At 73.6% G+C, this 16,721-nt stretch carries 10 protein-coding genes; all 10 read right to left on the minus strand.

Annotated elements, in window-relative coordinates; translation table 11 throughout:
- Position 1 precedes the first annotated feature (1 nt).
- Positions 2-1,912: a translational GTPase TypA gene (gene typA, locus BCL65_RS07925; protein ID WP_106266815.1), complete on the minus strand. Its 1,911-nt coding sequence runs from the start codon at positions 1,910-1,912 to the stop codon at positions 2-4.
- Between the two features lie 54 nt (positions 1,913-1,966).
- Positions 1,967-3,652, minus strand: coding sequence for a BCCT family transporter (locus BCL65_RS07930; RefSeq protein WP_243400855.1), 1,686 nt, complete (start codon positions 3,650-3,652; stop codon positions 1,967-1,969).
- An 89-nt stretch (positions 3,653-3,741) separates the two neighbouring features.
- Positions 3,742-5,499 carry a dipeptide ABC transporter ATP-binding protein gene (locus tag BCL65_RS07935; protein ID WP_106266817.1) on the minus strand — a complete coding sequence of 586 codons (1,758 nt, stop codon included), beginning with the start codon at positions 5,497-5,499 and terminating at the stop codon, positions 3,742-3,744.
- Positions 5,496-6,476: an ABC transporter permease gene (locus tag BCL65_RS07940; RefSeq protein ID WP_106266819.1), complete on the minus strand. Its 981-nt coding sequence runs from the start codon at positions 6,474-6,476 to the stop codon at positions 5,496-5,498. The genes BCL65_RS07935 and BCL65_RS07940 overlap by 4 nt, the downstream gene beginning before the upstream one ends.
- Positions 6,469-7,395, minus strand: a complete 927-nt coding sequence (locus BCL65_RS07945; protein ID WP_106266821.1) for an ABC transporter permease — start codon at positions 7,393-7,395, stop codon at positions 6,469-6,471. The genes BCL65_RS07940 and BCL65_RS07945 overlap by 8 nt, the downstream gene beginning before the upstream one ends.
- Before the next feature lie 231 nt (positions 7,396-7,626).
- Entirely contained in the window at positions 7,627-9,246 is a 1,620-nt protein-coding gene (locus BCL65_RS07950) for a peptide ABC transporter substrate-binding protein (protein ID WP_106266823.1), read from the minus strand.
- Between the two features lie 250 nt (positions 9,247-9,496).
- A complete protein-coding gene (locus BCL65_RS07955; RefSeq protein ID WP_106266825.1) occupies positions 9,497-10,186 on the minus strand; it encodes an ABC transporter ATP-binding protein in 690 nt (229 codons plus the stop codon).
- Positions 10,183-11,061: an ABC transporter ATP-binding protein gene (locus BCL65_RS07960; protein WP_106266827.1), complete on the minus strand. Its 879-nt coding sequence runs from the start codon at positions 11,059-11,061 to the stop codon at positions 10,183-10,185. The genes BCL65_RS07955 and BCL65_RS07960 overlap by 4 nt, the downstream gene beginning before the upstream one ends.
- A 31-nt stretch (positions 11,062-11,092) precedes the next feature.
- Positions 11,093-13,858: an FtsX-like permease family protein gene (locus BCL65_RS07965; RefSeq protein WP_106266829.1), complete on the minus strand. Its 2,766-nt coding sequence runs from the start codon at positions 13,856-13,858 to the stop codon at positions 11,093-11,095.
- Complete coding sequence (locus BCL65_RS07970; RefSeq protein WP_106266830.1) at positions 13,855-16,719, minus strand: hypothetical protein; 2,865 nt, start codon at positions 16,717-16,719, stop codon at positions 13,855-13,857. Before BCL65_RS07970 ends, BCL65_RS07965 begins: the two co-directional genes overlap by 4 nt.
- Between the last annotated feature and the right edge of the window lie 2 nt (positions 16,720-16,721).

Here is a 16,721-nt window from a genome sequence, read left to right on the forward strand (position 1 = left end):
CTCAGCCGCGCTTGGCGCGCGCCGTCGCCCGCGCACGCTCCGTGGCGTCGAGGTTGACCTTGCGGATGCGGACGATCTCGGGCGTGATCTCCACGCACTCGTCCTCGGCCGTGAACTCGAGGGACTCCTCGAGGGTGAGCTTCTGCGGCGGGATCAGGTTCTCGAAGCTGTCCGCGGTCGACGACCGCATGTTGGTCAGCTTCTTCTCCTTGGTGATGTTGACGTCCATGTCCTCGTTGCGCGAGTTCTCACCGACGATCATGCCCTCGTAGACCTCCTGCGTGGGCTCGACGAAGAACGTGCCGCGCTCCTGCAGGTTGATCATGGCGAACGGCGTCACGACGCCCGCGCGGTCGGCGACCAGCGAGCCCGTGGCGCGCGACTCGATGGTCCCCTGCCACGGCTCGTAGCCCTCGGCGTACGACGACGCGATGCCGGTGCCGCGGGTCTCGGTGAGGAACCGCGTGCGGAACCCGATGAGGCCGCGCGCCGGCACGACGAACTCCATGCGGACCCACCCGGTGCCGTGGTTCGCCATGGTCTCCATCCGGCCCTTGCGGGCGGCCATGAGCTGCGTGACGGCGCCGAGATACTCCTCCGGCACGTCGATGGTCATGCGCTCCATGGGCTCGTGCCGCTTGCCGTCGATCTCCTTGGTGACGACCTGGGGCTTGCCGACGGTGAGCTCGAAGCCCTCCCGGCGCATCTGCTCCACGAGGATGGCCAGGGCCAGCTCGCCACGACCCTGCACCTCCCAGGCGTCGGGGCGCTCGGTGGGCAGCACCCGCAGGGAGACGTTGCCGACGAGCTCGGCGTCGAGCCGGTCCTTGACCTGGCGGGCCGTGACCTTGTGGCCCTTGCCGCCCTTGCCCGCCAGCGGCGAGGTGTTGATCCCGATCGTCATGGAGATCGCCGGGTCGTCGACCGTGATGACGGGCAGCGGGCGCGGGTCGTCCGGGTCCGTGAGCGTCTCGCCGATCATGATGTCGGCGATGCCGGCCACCGCGACGATGTCGCCGGGTCCGGCGGACTCGGCGGGCACCCGGGTGAGCGCCTCCGTCCGGAGCAGCTCGGTGATGCGGACCTGGCCGAGGGTGCCGTCGTGGCGGGCCCAGGCGACCGTCTGGCCCTTGCGGAGCGTCCCGTTGAAGATGCGCAGCAGGGCGAGCCGGCCGAGGAACGGCGAGGCGTCGAGGTTGGTGACGTGCGCCTGCAGCGGCATCTCGTCGTCGTACGTCGGCGCCGGGATGGTCTGCAGGATGGTCGAGAACAGGGGCTCGAGGTCCTCGTTCGCGGGCAGCGCACCGTCGGCGGGCTGCTCGGTGGAGGCCCGGCCGGCCTTCGCGGAGGCGTAGACGACCGGCACGTCCAGGACCGCGTCCACGTCGAGGTCGGGGACCTCGTCCGACAGGTCGCTCGCCAGGCCGAGCAGGAGGTCCGTCGTCTCGGCCACGACCTCGGTGATGCGCGAGTCGGGCCGGTCGACCTTGTTGACCACGACGATGACGGGCAGCTTGGCCGCCAGCGCCTTGCGCAGCACGAACCGGGTCTGGGGCAGCGGCCCCTCGGAGGCGTCGACGAGCAGCACCACGCCGTCCACCATCGACAGGCCGCGCTCGACCTCGCCACCGAAGTCGGCGTGGCCCGGGGTGTCGATCACGTTGATCGTGACCCCGCCTGCCTCGCCCGCGTCGGCGGCGGCAGGACCGGCGTACCGGACCGCGGTGTTCTTGGCGAGGATCGTGATGCCCTTCTCACGTTCCAGGTCGCCGGAGTCCATCACGCGGTCGTCCACCTGCTGGTGCGCGGCGAAGGCGCCGGCCTGCCGCAGCATGGCGTCGACCAGGGTCGTCTTGCCGTGGTCGACGTGGGCGACGATCGCCACGTTGCGCAGGTCGGAGCGCACAGACATCTACGGTTCTCTTTCCGTGGGAGGTGGCACCCGGGATCCCGGGGCCGCTCCATCCTACCCGGAGGTGCTACGCCTCCATCGCGAGCGGCGCGTCCCGTTGGTCCTGCTCTGCTGGCTGATCTCCGCGAAGTTCTCCGTCACGTGGTCCGTCACGTGCTCCGTCACGTGCTCGGTGAGCTCCCGGCGGCGCAGGCGCCGCTCGGCCCGGGTGATCTGCCGGTACTCGGCGTCGAGCGCCTTCCACACCGAGATGGCGGACCCGATCATCACCACCGAGAAGGGCAGCGCCGTGAGGATCGCCGCCGTCTGCAGCGCGCTCAGCCCGCCCGCATAGAGCAGCGCCGCGGCGACACCGCCCTCGAGGATCGCCCAGAACAGACGGGACCACAGCGGCGGGTTCGGGTCCCCGCCGTTGGCGAGCATGTCCACGACGAAGGAGCCGGAGTCCGAGGACGTCACGAAGAACACCACGACCAGGACGATCGCGACGACGGCCATCCAGGCACCGCCGCCCGGCAGGCTCTCGAAGAGCTGGAACATCGCCGTGTCGGTGTTGACCACCATCTCCCCGGTCTCGGGATCGGGCGCCAGCATCGACCCCGGGTCGTTGCGCTCCTGGTGGATCGCGGACCCTCCGAACACGCTGAACCACACCGTCGTGACCAGCATCGGCACGAGCAGCGTGCCGAGGACGAACTCACGCACCGTCCGGCCGCGGGAGATGCGCGCGATGAACAGGCCGACGAACGGGGCCCAGGACATCCACCAGCCCCAGTAGAAGATGGTCCAGCCGGACTCCCAGGCGAGGCCGTCCTCGCCCTGGAACGCCAGGGTGTCGAACGTCATGAACATGACGTTCTGGAGGTAGTACCCGATCGACTGCACCCACTCCCGGGCGACGAAGAGGGTGGAGCCCATGATCAGCACCGCGAGGACGAGCGCCGCGGCCAGCAGCATGTTCCCGTTGGAGAGCCACTTGATGCCGCGCTCCAGCCCGGACGCGACCGAGACCGCCGCCACCGCCGTGATCGCCGCGATGAGCCCCATCTGGAGCGCGAGCGTCGCGTCCGCCACCTCCAGGTAGTCGAGACCGGCCGCGACCTGCTGCACCCCCAGCCCGAGGGACGTCGCCACGCCGAACACCGTGCCGAAGATGGCCAGGACGTCGATGACGTCCCCGAGCCGGCCCTTCACCCGCTCCTGCCCGAGGAGCGGCTCGAGCGCCCACCGGATCGAGGCGGGCCGGCCCTTGCGGTGGATCGCGTAGGCGAGGGCGAGGCCGATGACCACGTAGATGCCCCAGGCGTGGAACCCCCAGTGCACGTAGGTCTGGCCCATCGCCGCCTGTGCCAGCGCGGGGGCGTCTCCCGTGACCCCCGGCTTGGGCGACTCGAAGTGCGACAGCGGCTCCGCCACGCCGTAGTAGACGAGCCCGATACCCATCCCGGTGGCGAAGAGCATCGCGAACCACACGGGCAGCCGGAAGTCCGCCGGCTCGTCGTCCGGGCCGAGCGTGATCTCGCCGAACCGGCTCACGCCCATCCAGATCGCGAAGATCATGAAGGCGGCCACGATGACGACGTAGTACCAGCCGAACCCGTTGATCGTCTTGGCCTGGAGGGTGTTCATGACCTCCTTGACCGTGTCCGTCGCGAAGAAGGCGAGCAGCACGAACAGGAGGATCAGTCCCCCCGCCGGGTAGAACACGGCGGGGGCGATCGTGGATCGTCGGCGCGTCATGGTGATCACCTTGACGCCCTTGTCCCAGCACGGCAAATGCAGACGCCGGCGGGTCCCGAGGGACCCGCCGGCGTCCGTGGACCGGGCAGTCAGCCGGCGAGCGCGTCGCCCTCGAGGCGCGCACCCGGGATGGCCGCGAGGAGGTCGCGCGTGTACTGCTCGCGCGGCGTGTCGAAGACCTCGTCCGTCGAGGCCTGCTCGACGACCTTGCCGGACTGCATGACGACCACGTCGTCCGCGATCTGGCGCACCACCGCGAGGTCGTGGGTGATGAACAGGTAGCTCAGGCCCAGCTCGGTCTGCAGGTCGTCGAGCAGCTCGAGGATCTGGGCCTGGACGAGCACGTCGAGCGCCGACACGACCTCGTCGAGCACGACCACCTCCGGCTTGAGGGCCAGCGCCCGGGCGATGGCGATCCGCTGGCGCTGACCGCCCGAGAGCTCGTTCGGGAACCGCCGCATGGCGGACTGCGGCAACGACACCATGTCCAGCAGCTCGCGCACCCGTGCCTCGCGCTCCTTCGGCGAGCCGACGCCGTGCAGCTTGAGCGGCTCCTCGATGGACCGGAAGATCGAGAACATCGGGTCGAGCGAGCCGTACGGGTTCTGGAACACCGGCTGCACCCGGCGACGGAAGGCGAACGCCTCCTTCGGGTTCAGCGCGGCCACGTCCACGCCGTCGAACTCGACGCTCCCGGAGGTCGGGTCGAGCAGGCCGAGGACCATGTTGGCCGCCGTGGACTTGCCGGAGCCGGACTCGCCCACGATCGCGAGCGTCCGTCCGCGCCCCAGGGTGAAGGAGACGTCGTCGACGGCCGTGAAGTCGGCCGACGAGCCCGGGCGCGGCCCACGGATCTGGAAGACCTTCGTGAGGTTCTTGGCCTCGACCACGGTGGCAGGTCCCGCCGCGACGGGAGCCTCGCCCACGTGGTGGGCGTGCAGCTCCGCCGACGCCTCGCCGTGCACGTGCGCCGTCTGGATGCGGCGCGAGGCGAGCGACGGCGCAGAGGCGACGAGCCGTTGCGTGTAGGGGTGCTGCGGGTCGGCGAGGATCTCCCGGGCGGGGCCGGACTCGACCACCTTGCCCTTGAACATCACCAGCAGGTGCTCGGCGCGCTCGGCGGCCAGCCCCAGGTCGTGGGTGATGAACAGCAACGCCGTCCCGAGGTCGCGGGTCATGTCCTCGAGGTGGTCGAGGATCTGCCGCTGGACCGTCACGTCCAGGGCCGACGTCGGCTCGTCGGCGATGAGCAGCTGCGGCCGCGAGGCGAGCCCGATACCGATCAGCGCGCGCTGGCGCATGCCGCCGGAGAACTCGTGCGGGTACTGGCGGGCCCGGCGCGTGGCGTCGGGCAGGCCGGCCTCGGCGAGGACCTCGGCGACGCGCTCGCGCAGCGCCGCCTTCGATCCCTTGAAGCCGTTCGCCTTGAGGGCCTCCTCGACCTGGGTGCCGATGCGCCACACCGGGTTGAGGTTGGACATCGGGTCCTGCGGGACGAGGCCGATCGCCCGCCCGCGCAGCGCCTCCTTCTCGGCCCGCGAGGCGGTGACCAGGTCACGTCCCTCGAACCGGATGGAGCCGCCGGTGACCTTGCCGGTCCCCGGGAGCAGGTCGATGATGGCCGCGGCCGTCGTCGACTTGCCGGAGCCGGACTCGCCGACGATCGCCACGCTCTGGCCGGGGTAGACGGTCAGGTCCGCCCCACGGACGGCCTGCACCTCGCCGACGCCGGTGGTGAAGGAGATCTCCAGGTCGCGGATCTCGAGCAGCGGCTTGCTGGGGTCGAAGGGCGCGGGACCGGCGGTGCCGTCGGCGCCCTCGTTCGTCACGGGGAACTGGGTGGTCATCGCTTGCGAGCCTTCGGGTCGAGGGCGTCGCGCACGACGTCGCCCATCATCATGAAGCCGAGCACCGTCAGGGCCAGGCCGCCGGCCGGGTAGAGGAGGATCTCCGGCGCGGTACGGATGGCACCCTGCGCGGCGGAGATGTCACCTCCCCAGGAGACCGTGGACGGCGGCAGACCGATACCGAGGAAGCTCAGCGTCGCCTCGGCGACGATGAACTGACCGAGCGCGACCGTCGCGTAGACGATGATCGGCGCCGCAGAGTTCGGCAGCACGTGCCGCCACAGGATCTGTCCGCGCCCCATGCCGAGCGACCGGGCCGCGGTGACGAACTCGTTGTTCTTCACGGACAGCACGGTGCCGCGGGTGATGCGGGCGATCTGCGTCCACCCGAACAGCGCGAGCACGAACGCCACGGTGAAGGACGTGCGGTTGGTCGTCACCGACATGATGACGATGGCCGCGAGCACCAGCGGGATGGCGAAGAAGATGTCGGTGATGCGGCTCAGGATCGTGTCGAACCACTTGCCGTAGTAACCGGCGATCGCGCCGATCGCGGTCCCGAGCACGACGACCATCGTGGTGGCGAGCACGCCGACGACGACGGAGGCCCGTGCGCCGTAGATGGTGCGCGTGTAGATGTCGCACCCCTGGCGGTCGAACCCGAACGGGTGGCCGGCCTGCGGCGGCTCGAGCGCCTGGGCCAGGTTGCAGACCCGCGGGTCCAGCGAGGTGAACAGGCCGGGGAAGGCGGCGACGAGGACCACCAGCACGATGATCACGGCCGAGACCCAGAACAGCCAGCGGCTGCGCATCTGGAGCCAGGCGTCCCGCCAGAGGCTGGTCGGGGCGTCGTCGGCCTTGACCGCGTCGACGGCGCCGAGCCCGCCCTCGTCGACGGGTGCGACGTAGCGTTCCTGCCCGGGGCGCGGGCTCGGCGTCACCGGACCGCCCGGGTTCTCGTAGCGGTTCTCAGGCATAACGGATCCTCGGGTCGAGGGCTGCGTACAGCAGGTCCACGAGGAGGTTCGCCCCGATGTAGACCAGCACCAGCACGGTGGTCAGCGACACGACGGTCACGCTCTCGCCACGGATGATCGCGTCGTAGAGCGTGCCGCCCACGCCGTTGATGTTGAAGATGCCCTCGGTGATGATCGCGCCGGACATCAGGGCGCCGATGTCGGCACCGAGGAACGTCACCACGGGGATGAGCGAGTTGCGCAGCACGTGACGGCCGGTCACCTGGGACCGCCGCAGCCCGCGCGCGCGGGCGGTGCGCACGTAGTCGGCCGACAGGTTCTCCGCCACGGACGTGCGCGTGAGCCGCAGCACGTAGGCGAAGGAGACGGCGGCGAGCACCATCGCCGGCATCAGCAGACTGATGAAGTCGGGATCTCGACCGACGGCGACGGGCAGCCAGCCGAGCCGGACCCCCACGACGATCTGCATGACGAAGCCGACCACGAACGTCGGCACGGCGATGAAGAACAGGCTGACGACCAGCGCGCTGCCGTCGAAGATCCCGCCCTTGCGCATGCCGGCGAAGAGCCCGAAGCCGACGCCGAAGATCGCCTCGATCGCCAGTGCCATGAGCGCGAGCTGGATGGTCACCGGGAACGCGTTGGCGATCACCTCGGTGATCTCGCGGCCGCGGAAGTCGACGCCGAAGTCCAGCGTCACCACGCCCCGCAGGAACAGCAGGTACTGGACGATGAAGGGCTTGTCGAGGTTGTACTCGGCGCGGATCTGCTCCTGCACCGCCTCGGGCAGACCACGCTCACCGCCGAGCGCGGCCACCGGGTCACCAGGCCGCAGGAAGACCATGGCGTAGAGCAGGAGGGTGGCCCCCAGGAACACAGGGATCACCTGCAGGAGCCTGCGTCCGAGATACCAGAGCATGGAAAGTTCTCTCCTCGTGTACCTGGCGGTTCACCCCAGGCTACGGGTTCTGTCTCGTCGCGGCGTCGGAGCCGCGAGCAGCGGTGTGGACGCAGGGCGTCGGTGGACGCTCCGCGGCCTCTCGCATCGAGTGGTCGACGTCAGACCGTACCGGACGACGTCGACCACGCGGAACTCTCGCGACAGGACGCCGCCCCCGCGGAGCGGGGACGGCGTCCGGTCAGCGGGGTGTCACTCCTTGGTGATCTGGTACAGGATCGGGTCGCTGTCCCAGCCGAACTGCACGTTCTCGACCGTGTCGGCGTAGCCACCGGTCGCGTTCTGGTACCACAGCGGGATGCCCGGGAGGTCCTGGAACAGGATCTCCTGCGCCTCCTTGTAGAGCTCCGTCGCCGTCTCCGTGTCCGGGGCCGAGCCGGCCTCGGCCAGCTTGGCGTCGAACTCCTCGCTGGAGTACTGGGCGTCGTTCGAGCCGGCACCCGTGCCGTAGATCGGCCCGAGGAAGTTGCTCATGGACGGCCAGTCGGCCTGCCAGCCACCGCGGAACAGGCCCTCGACCTCGCCCGAGTCACGGGCGTTGAGGAACTCGTCGAAGGTGGTGTACGGCGCGAACTCGCAGCCGATCCCCAGGTCCTGGCGGATGGTGTTGCACACCGCGTCGACCCAGTCCTGGTGGTCGGAGTCGGCGTTGGAGGCGATCTTCAGCGTGTAGTCGTCACCGACCGGGTCCATGGACTCGGCCTCGTCCCACATCTCCTTGGCGCCCTCGGGGTCGTACTCGAGCACCTCCGAGCCGGGGATGTCCTCCGAGTAGCCGTCGATGACCGGCGAGGTGAAGTCGTGCGCCGGGGTGCGGGACCCGTTGTAGAGGGTCTCGGTGATGGTCTCGCGGTCGATCGCCTTGGAGATGGCCGCGCGGCGCATGACGCCCGCCTCGCCCTGGAACTCCGGGAGCCACTCGGGCACGTTGACGACCTGGATGAGGGCGGCCGGCTGGTTGACCGCACGCTCGCCGAGCTGGTCCTCGAAGGTGGCGAAGGCCGACGACGGCACGTTCGGCAGCACGTCGAGGTTGCCGTCGAGCATGTCGTTGTACGCCGTGTCCTCCTCGGTGTACGCGACCATCTCGACGCCGCCGTTGGCGGGCTCGCGCGGGCCCTCGTAGCCCTCGCGCGGGACGAGCGTGATGAGGCTGTCGTGCTCCCAGCTCTCCAGCTCGTACGGGCCGGCACCGATCGGCTCCTCGCCGAAGCCGTCCGGGTTCTCGAAGAACGCCTCGGGCATCGGGAAGAACGCCGTGTAGCCGAGCCAGAGCGGGAAGTCCGCCGACGGCTCGCTGAGCTCCGCGGTGAAGGTGGTCTCGTCGACCGCCTCGACCATGATGTCGGACGGCTCCTCGGCGGAGAAGCCGGCGAAGCCGTTGAAGAAGTACTGCTGGTTCTGGGCGTTGTCCAGGTTCGCGACGTACTTCCACGCGTCGACGAAGCTGTCGGCGGTGACCGGCGTGCCGTCGGAGAAGGTCCAGCCGTCCTGGATCGTGATCGTCCAGGTGATGTTGTCCTCGGACTCGATCGACTCGGCCATCTCGTTCTGAGCGGCGCCCTCGGCGTCGTAGTAGACGAGACCCGAGTAGATGTTCTTCACCACGAGACCGCCGTAGACCTCGTTGGTCATGCCGGGGGTCAGCGGGTTCTGGGGCTCGCCGCTGTTGACGGAGACGACGCCGGTGCTGGCGCCGTCACCCTCAGCGGTCGAGTCGCCTTCGTCGGAGCCCGAGTCTCCGCACGCAGAGAGCAGCAGTGCCGAAGCCAGGGTGAAGGCGCCGATGCCTGCTAGACGTCGAGGTGTCACGTGTCCTCCTGAGTAGGTGTGCACGCTCCCGGCATGGATGTCCGGGGGCGGTGGTGCCCTGGCGCGGATGGGCGCACACGGCACGATGCGCAAAGGAGCCTAACCCCTGGACCGTGTCCCGGATCACTCATCGACGACAGATTGCCTCGATCGTGACCCGATTGGAACGCGGACGAAACCCGAGGACCTGCGCGAGCGCGTTCCTTCGTCCCGCGCGCGGCATTTGTCCGGCCTCCGGGTGCGGCGCACGTCACACCAGCTCGCCGTCGTGGAGGTCGACGACGCGGTCCGCGCGCGCCACGAGCTCCGGGTCGTGGGTCGTCACCACCGCCGCCACGCGCTCGGTGTGCACGAGCTCGCGCAACAGGTCCATCACCCGCCGCGCCGTGGCGGAGTCGAGCTGACCGGTGGGCTCGTCGGCGAGCAGCACGCGCGGCGCGGCCACCAGCGCCCGCGCGATCCCGACCCGCTGCTGCTGCCCGCCGGAGAGCTCGTAGGGCCGTTGGGCGGCGTGGTCCGCCAGCCCGACCCGGTCCAGCGCCTCGGCCACCCGGCGCGCCCGCTCGCGCGGCGCGGTGCGCCGCAGCCGCAGCGGCACCTCCACGTTCTCCGCCGCGGACAGCACCGGGAGCAGGCCGAACGCCTGGAAGACGTAGCCGACCTCCTCGCGCCGCACCGCGATCACCTCGTCCGGGCGCATCGCCGTCAGCTCCCGCGCGCCCAGCCACACCCGGCCCGACGACGGCGCGTCCAGCCCGCCGAGGACGTTCAGCAGGGTCGTCTTGCCCGACCCGGACGGTCCCCGGACGACCAGCAGCTCCCCCGGGTCCACCGTGAGGCTCACTCCGCGCAGCCCGTGCACCGCGCCCGGCCCGGTGCCGAAGGTGCGGGTCACCTCCCGGGCCGCGAGCGCCGCCGTCGTGCTCGGTGCTGCCGTCATCGGTCCCCCTCCTCGGTCGTGTCCGGGCGGACCTGGACGTGGTCGGGCTCGAGGGCGAGCCGCACCCGGTCGCGCAGGTCCAGCGCCGCGACGAAGTCCGTCGGCAGCTGGAGGCGACCCACCCGGTCGAGCACCGCGAACTCCTCCGCGACGTGCCGCTCCACCCCCGCGGCGTCGGTCTCGGTGCGACGCAGCACCTCGGTAGCGGTGCGGCCGTCGCGGATCTGCACGGTGCGGGCCACGTGCTCCGAGACCGTCGGGTCGTGGGTGACGATCAGGGTGGTCACCCCGGTGGCAGCGTTGACCGCGCGCAGGGCCTCCAGCACCTCGGCGCTCGTGGCCTCGTCGAGCTCGCCGGTCGGCTCGTCGGCGAGCAGCACGCCGGGCCGGTTGGCGACCGCCACGGCGATCGCGACCCGCTGCTGCTGCCCGCCGGACATCGCCGCCGGCAGCCGGTCCGCGAGGTCCGCCACGCCCAGCAGGTCGAGCAGCTCGGTCACGCGGGCCTCCCGCCCGCCGCGGGGCGACCGGGCCAGCTCCAGCACGAGCCGGACGTTCTGCGCGGCCGTGAGGTAGGGCAGCAGGTTGCGCGACGTCTGCTGCCACACGAACCCGACGGCATGTCGCTGGTACCGCACCCGCTCCCGCCGGGACATGGTCAGCAGGTCCGTGCCCGCCACCACCGCCGATCCCCCGGTCGGGGTGTCGAGCCCCGACAGGATGCCCAGCAGCGTGGACTTCCCCGAGCCCGAGGCCCCCACCACGGCGACCAGCTCGCCCGCCTCGAGGCGCAGGTCCAGGCCCTGCAGCGCCTGCACCTCCACACCGTCGGTGGCGAAGATGCGCACCAGCCCGCTGCACAGGATCTCGCTCATCCGTCCGTCCCTCCCTGTCTCATCCGCCTGCTCAGTCCGTCCCGGCCCGCAGCTGGTCGACGTCGCGCCGGCGCCCGAGCCTCCCCGCGACGGCCGCCCCGATGGCGACGACCCCGACCAGGCCGAGGGCCAGCGCACCGAGCCAGAGCGGGTCCGCGACCAGCGGCGGTGCGGTGTCGCCGCCGGTGAGCGGCGTGAGGTCCACGACGGCGAGCACGAGCGCGGGCACGGCCCAGCCGAGCGCGCCCCCGGCCAGCAGGCCGGCGGCGGTCCACGGCGCCGTCTCCCACGCCACGATCCCCCGCTCCGCCCCGGCGGGCAGCCCGAGGGTGCGCAGCACCGCGAGGAGGCGTCGCCGCGCCGGGGCCGCCAGCACGAGGGCGAGCACCACCGTCGCCGCGGCGAGCAGGGCCGACAGCACGACGGCGAGCACGAAGGCGGTCCGGAGCCCCGCCGCCGACGGCGACGAGAGCAGCGCACGCTCCCCGGCGACCGGGTCGTCGACGACGGCGTTCGGCTCGACCGCCGCGACCTCCCGCTCGACGCGGGCCCGGTCGGCCGCCGTGGCGCCGTCGTCGAGCCCCAGCAGGGCGAGGCGGGAGGAGCCCGCGCCGACGTCGAGCCGTGCGGCGGCGGTCGTGGCGTCGACCAGCAGCGCCGCGGTCGCCGGCGGGAACCCGGGCAGCCGGTCGACGCGCTCGAGCACCGCCACCTCCTGCCCGCCCGGCCACCGCAGCGGTCCGTCGGCGAGGTCGCCGGCCGCGACGACGGGCAGCGTGCCGCCGTCGGGCGCGACGAGCGCGGCCGACCGCTCGGGGGCGCCCGGCACGTCGGCCTGCACGGCCGCGAGCGCCTCGGCGTCGGTCGCGTAGACCGTCACCGTGGTCGTCCCACCGGCGTCCTCGACCTGGACGCGGCCCAGGTCGACGACCGACGCGACGGCCGCCACCCCGGCCACACCCGCGAGCGTCGACACCGTCTCGTCGTCCATCAGCGGGCCCGCCACCCGGACGTCGGCGCCGACGGCGCCCCACGCCTCACGGGTGACGCCGTCGCGCACCGTGGCGGCCAGGACGGTCGAGGACGCCGCGACACCGACGGCGAGGACGAGTGCGAGAGCCGGCAGCAACCCGCCCGCGGCGTCGCGCCGCACCCGGGCGGCCCCGAGGAACGGCACCAGGTCGGCGCGGCGGGCGAGCACCCGCTCGACCCCCCGCACGACGGGTGGCACCAGTCGCAGCACCACGAGGGCCGCCGTGACGCTCACCAGCAGCGGCGCCGCGACGACCAGCGGGTCGACGGCGGGCCCGGTGCCGTCCGCGCCGGCCACGACGCCCCGGTCGAGCGCCAGCACCGCCGTCAGCCCCGCCGCGAGCGCGACCGCGGCTTCCACGAGCAGCCGGTGGCGCCGCCGTCGGGCGGGCACCACGTCGAGGTCCGCGCGGCGCGCTCGCGTTCCCCGCGACGTCGCGACGGCCCCCAGCGCCACCGCCGGAGCGAGACCGCAGCCGAGCGCCGCGACCAGCTGGGCGGGCGAGACCGGGCCCGGAACCACGACCAGCCCGAGCGCCGTGCCGGCCACGGCCGCGGGCAGCCCGACGACGAGCCCTTCGACGGCCACCACGCCCCGCGCCCAGACGCCCGAGGCGCCCCGCGCACGCACCAGCGCCAGCGCGCTCCGGCGGCGGTCCAGGACCAGCCCGGCCGCGAGCACCAGGACCGCCACCAGCGCACCGAGCGGGCCGACGGCGAGCACGGCGACGACGGCGTCCACCCCCTGGCGCTGGCCCAGCACGCGTTCCAGCACGTCGACCAGGCCCGAGGTCGGCTCCAGCGTGACGGCGTCACCCTCCACCGGCGTCGAGGTCGTGGCGGTGAGGCCTCGGAGCTGGGCCAGGAGCGCCGGCGCGTCCGCCGACGTCACGGCGCTCGTGTCCACCGGGAACCAGATCCGGGTGGTCGGGCCGGTGACCCAGGCGCCCAGCGTGCCGGGGTCGGCGAACACGGCGGCCGTCGCGATCTTGCCGACGTTCGGGTCCAGGACCACCTCGGGGGTCACCGCGAGCGGGCCGTGCACCCAGTAGTCGGCCGACGCGTCGCGCGGCTCCCAGGTGCCGACGAGCTCGGCGGGCGGCAGCAACGGGTCGTCGGTGGGATGCACCGACCCCAGGGTCCAGCCGAGCTCCGCGGCGCTCGCCGTGGACATCGCCACCTCGAGGGGCACGGGCTCGGCGTCCACCACGCCGTCGGTGCCCGGCAGCATCGCGTCCCGGTCCGCCACCACGGGCGTCGGCTCCGGCCACCTGCCCTCGACCAGCTCCACCTGGTCGCGCGCCGTGGCGCCCGCGCGCAGGACGATCCGGGGCGCGGCGACGTCGTTGCCCTCGACCGGGCGGACGTCGACCCGCTCGCCGGAGACGAGCAGGTCCGGCTCCCCCAGCACACGGGCCAGCGGCTCGGGCTGGGCGGCGGCCAGCGCGCGCAGACCGTCGCGGTAGCCGTCCAGGTCCGGCTGGGGAGGGTCGACCGAGCCCGCACCCGTCGCGCCCAGAACCGGGCCGTCGTCGGCCACGTAGCCCGCGCCGTATCCCGGGACCCCCGGGCTCGTGGCGATGACGTCCCGGGCGATCGCCGAGGCCTGCGCCGTGGCGTGCGCGAGCTGCTCCGCGTGCAGGGCCGCGACCGCGCGCGGCACGGCCGACGTCACCGTGGCGGCGAGCATCGCGATGACGGCCAGCGCGACGGTCGGCCCCGCGGCCGTGCGCAGGTGGCGGCGGACCAGCAGCAGCAGGCTCATCGCACCTCCGGGCGGTAGGTCTTGTCGCGCGCCTGCGCCGCGACCCGCCCCGCGACGGCGGCGACCACGGCGGCCGTCCCGGCGGCGGCGGCCCCGACCAGCACGGCGGTCAGGCCCGCGTCGACGACCAGGACGGTCGGCGTGGCCCCGACGGAGACGATGCCGAGCGTCGCCCCGGCGAGGCCCGGCACGGTCGCCGCCGCGACGGACCAGCCGGCCAGGACGCCGGCACCGAGCGCCGTCCCGCCGACCATCGCCGTCTCCAGCGCCCGCCCGGCCGCCTGGGACCGCGGCCCGACGCCGGCGGCGCGCAGCACGACGACCTCGTCGCGGCGCCCCGACAGCCCGGCGACCGCCACCACGGCCATCCCGACGACGGCGAGCGCCGCCGCCCCCGCCGCCGCGAGGGTGAAGGCGAGACGCACCGGCGCGGCCGCGTCCGTGCCCCCACCACCGGAGGTGACGACCTCCACGTCCTGCGGCGCCGGAGCGTGCTCCACGGCCGCGGGCCGGGCGGCGGCGGCGAGCCGCTCGACCGCCGCCGCGTCGTCGGGCTCCGCCGCGGCCAGCCAGACCTCGGCGGGCCGCGGGAGCTGCGCCGCGGTGCGCAGGAGCGTCGCGTCGAGAGCGGCGAGGTCCACCAGAGCGGCCTCAGGGACCGGCTGGCCCGGTACCGCCGGCGTCACACCCGCTACCCGGAGCGGCACGGTCGAGCCGGCCGTGGTGATCTCGAGCGTGTCGCCGACCTGGAGGTCCCACCGCTCCGCGGCCGCCTCGCTGACCACCGCCGGGACCGTCGGCGGGGCAGCCGGCACCGGATCGGTGGCGCCCGAGCCGGTCGGGCCGTCCGCCACGAGGCGCAGCCGCGACGTCTGCGTCGAGTCCAGCGCCGCGTCCAGCCCGAGCGTGCCGTCCGCCGCCCGCGCGAGCCCGGCCGACCCGACGGCCGTGGGTGCCCAACGGGAGGCCGACACGTCGAGGGGCACCTCGGTCGACCCCGTGCCGTCTGACACCGTGCCGTCCGGCACCATCGCCGCGACCGACACCTCGAGCGTCGCCCGGCGCGGCCCCGAGACCCCCTGGAAGGCGAGGTCCAGGGCCACGAGCCGCGCGCCGGCCGGCACGCCCGCCGGAAGGTTCGCCGTCAGACCGGCGGTGCTCGACCCCTCGGCCAGCTCGGCCGACCCCGCCTCGACGACGTGGAGGGTCCCGTCGGCGGCGGAGAGCCAGGCCGACACCTCGACCTCGACCGGCTCCGTGCCCGTCGCCGTCTCCGGTCGCTCGTCGACGTCGCTGCTCACCGCGGCGTCCAGGGCCACGCGCAGCGCCGTCGCCTCGCCCGGCAGCACCGGTGCGGCCGCGAACGGTGATACCCCACGCAGCGGCGCGGCGAGCACGGCCGCATCGGGGGTGCGCACCACGGCCGCCACCTGGTCCGCCGGCAGCGCGGTGAGGCCCACGGCCTCGCCCCGGACGGTCGCGTCGACGACGAGTGCCGGCGCTGCGGCGGCGACCCCGTCGAGCGCCGCCAGCTCGTCGGCACGGGGCGGCGGGCGTTCGGCGCTCAGCCGGCCGGGCGCCGGCACCGTGACCCGCACGTCGGTGCCCACCTGCTGCGTGATCGCCTCGGCGCGCGCCCGCTCCGACGTCCCGGCGTAGGCGCCCGCCAGCACCGCCGAGCCCGACGCGAGCACCAGCAGCACGACGCCCACGACGACGACGCGCAGCCGCCGTGCCACCTGCCGGGCCGCGAGCACCGCCGTCGTGCCCCGACCTCTCGCAGCCAGCGCCGCCCCCAGCCGCGCCGCCGGGCCCAGCAGGGCGAGGACGACCAGGCCGAGCGCCGCCAGCAGCAGCGCCGGGGCCGCGGCGGCGAGCGGGTCGGTCCGGACGCCGTCGGGCACGACGACGAGCGGCGACCCGAGGGACCGCAGGCGCAGCAGACCGGCCGCTCCGACTCCCACCGCCGCGACGACGGTGCCGAGCGCGGCGACCTGCCGCAGGCGTCCCGACCGGTCGGAGGCCTCCCGCCCGGCGACGGCGCGGGCCTGCGCCGCGACGACGGTCGTCAGGACGGCGACGGCGCTCGCCGCCGTGAGGGCGCCCGTCCACCCGACGCTCGCCGTCGGGGACGCCCCGCGGGCGAGGAGGACCGCCACCGCGAGCGCGGTACCGGCGCCCGCGGCGAGCACGGCGACGACGCCGGCCTCGACGAGACCCGCCGCGGTCAGCTGCCGAGGGGCCGCTCCCCGCGCCACGAGGATCTCGACCTCGGGCTGCCGGGTCGCGGCGAGGAGGCGGGCCACCTGCGTCAGCGCCACCAGCGCGGTGAGGGCGAGCAGCGCCACCGGTACCGCGGCGACCGCACCCGCGTCCCGCTGGGCGGCGTGCACCACGGCGGCACGCTCGCCGAGGTCTCCCTCGACGACGACGCCGCGCACCGCCACGCCGTCGGCCTCCCGCAGGACGCTCCGCAGCCCGTCACCGCCGGCGGTGAGCCCGGCCAGGTCTCCCGGCGCGAGCGACCCCAGGTCCGGGGTGATCACCCAGGTGACGAACGGGGTGTCCGTCCCGTCGGCGGTCTCGGACCGCATGACGTCGAGCGGCGCGTCGCCGAAGAGCTCGGCGACCAGGTCACGGACGCGCGCGTCCTGCGTGGCGGCGTCCGGAGCGACGCGCGTGGTCACCGTCAGGCTCGCCGGCTCGGGCGCTGCGAGGGCCGCGCGTGCGGCGTCCGTCGTGGACGCGGCCACGGCGCCCAGCATCACCCCGCTCGTCGCCGCGACCACGGCGACGAGCAGGGCGACGAGGCTCAGCAGGCCAGGGTGGGCACCTGCCCGCCGTACCGCGGACCGGAGCACCT

This window comes from Isoptericola halotolerans (assembly GCF_003003075.1).
GTDB lineage: Bacteria > Actinomycetota > Actinomycetes > Actinomycetales > Cellulomonadaceae > Isoptericola > Isoptericola halotolerans_A.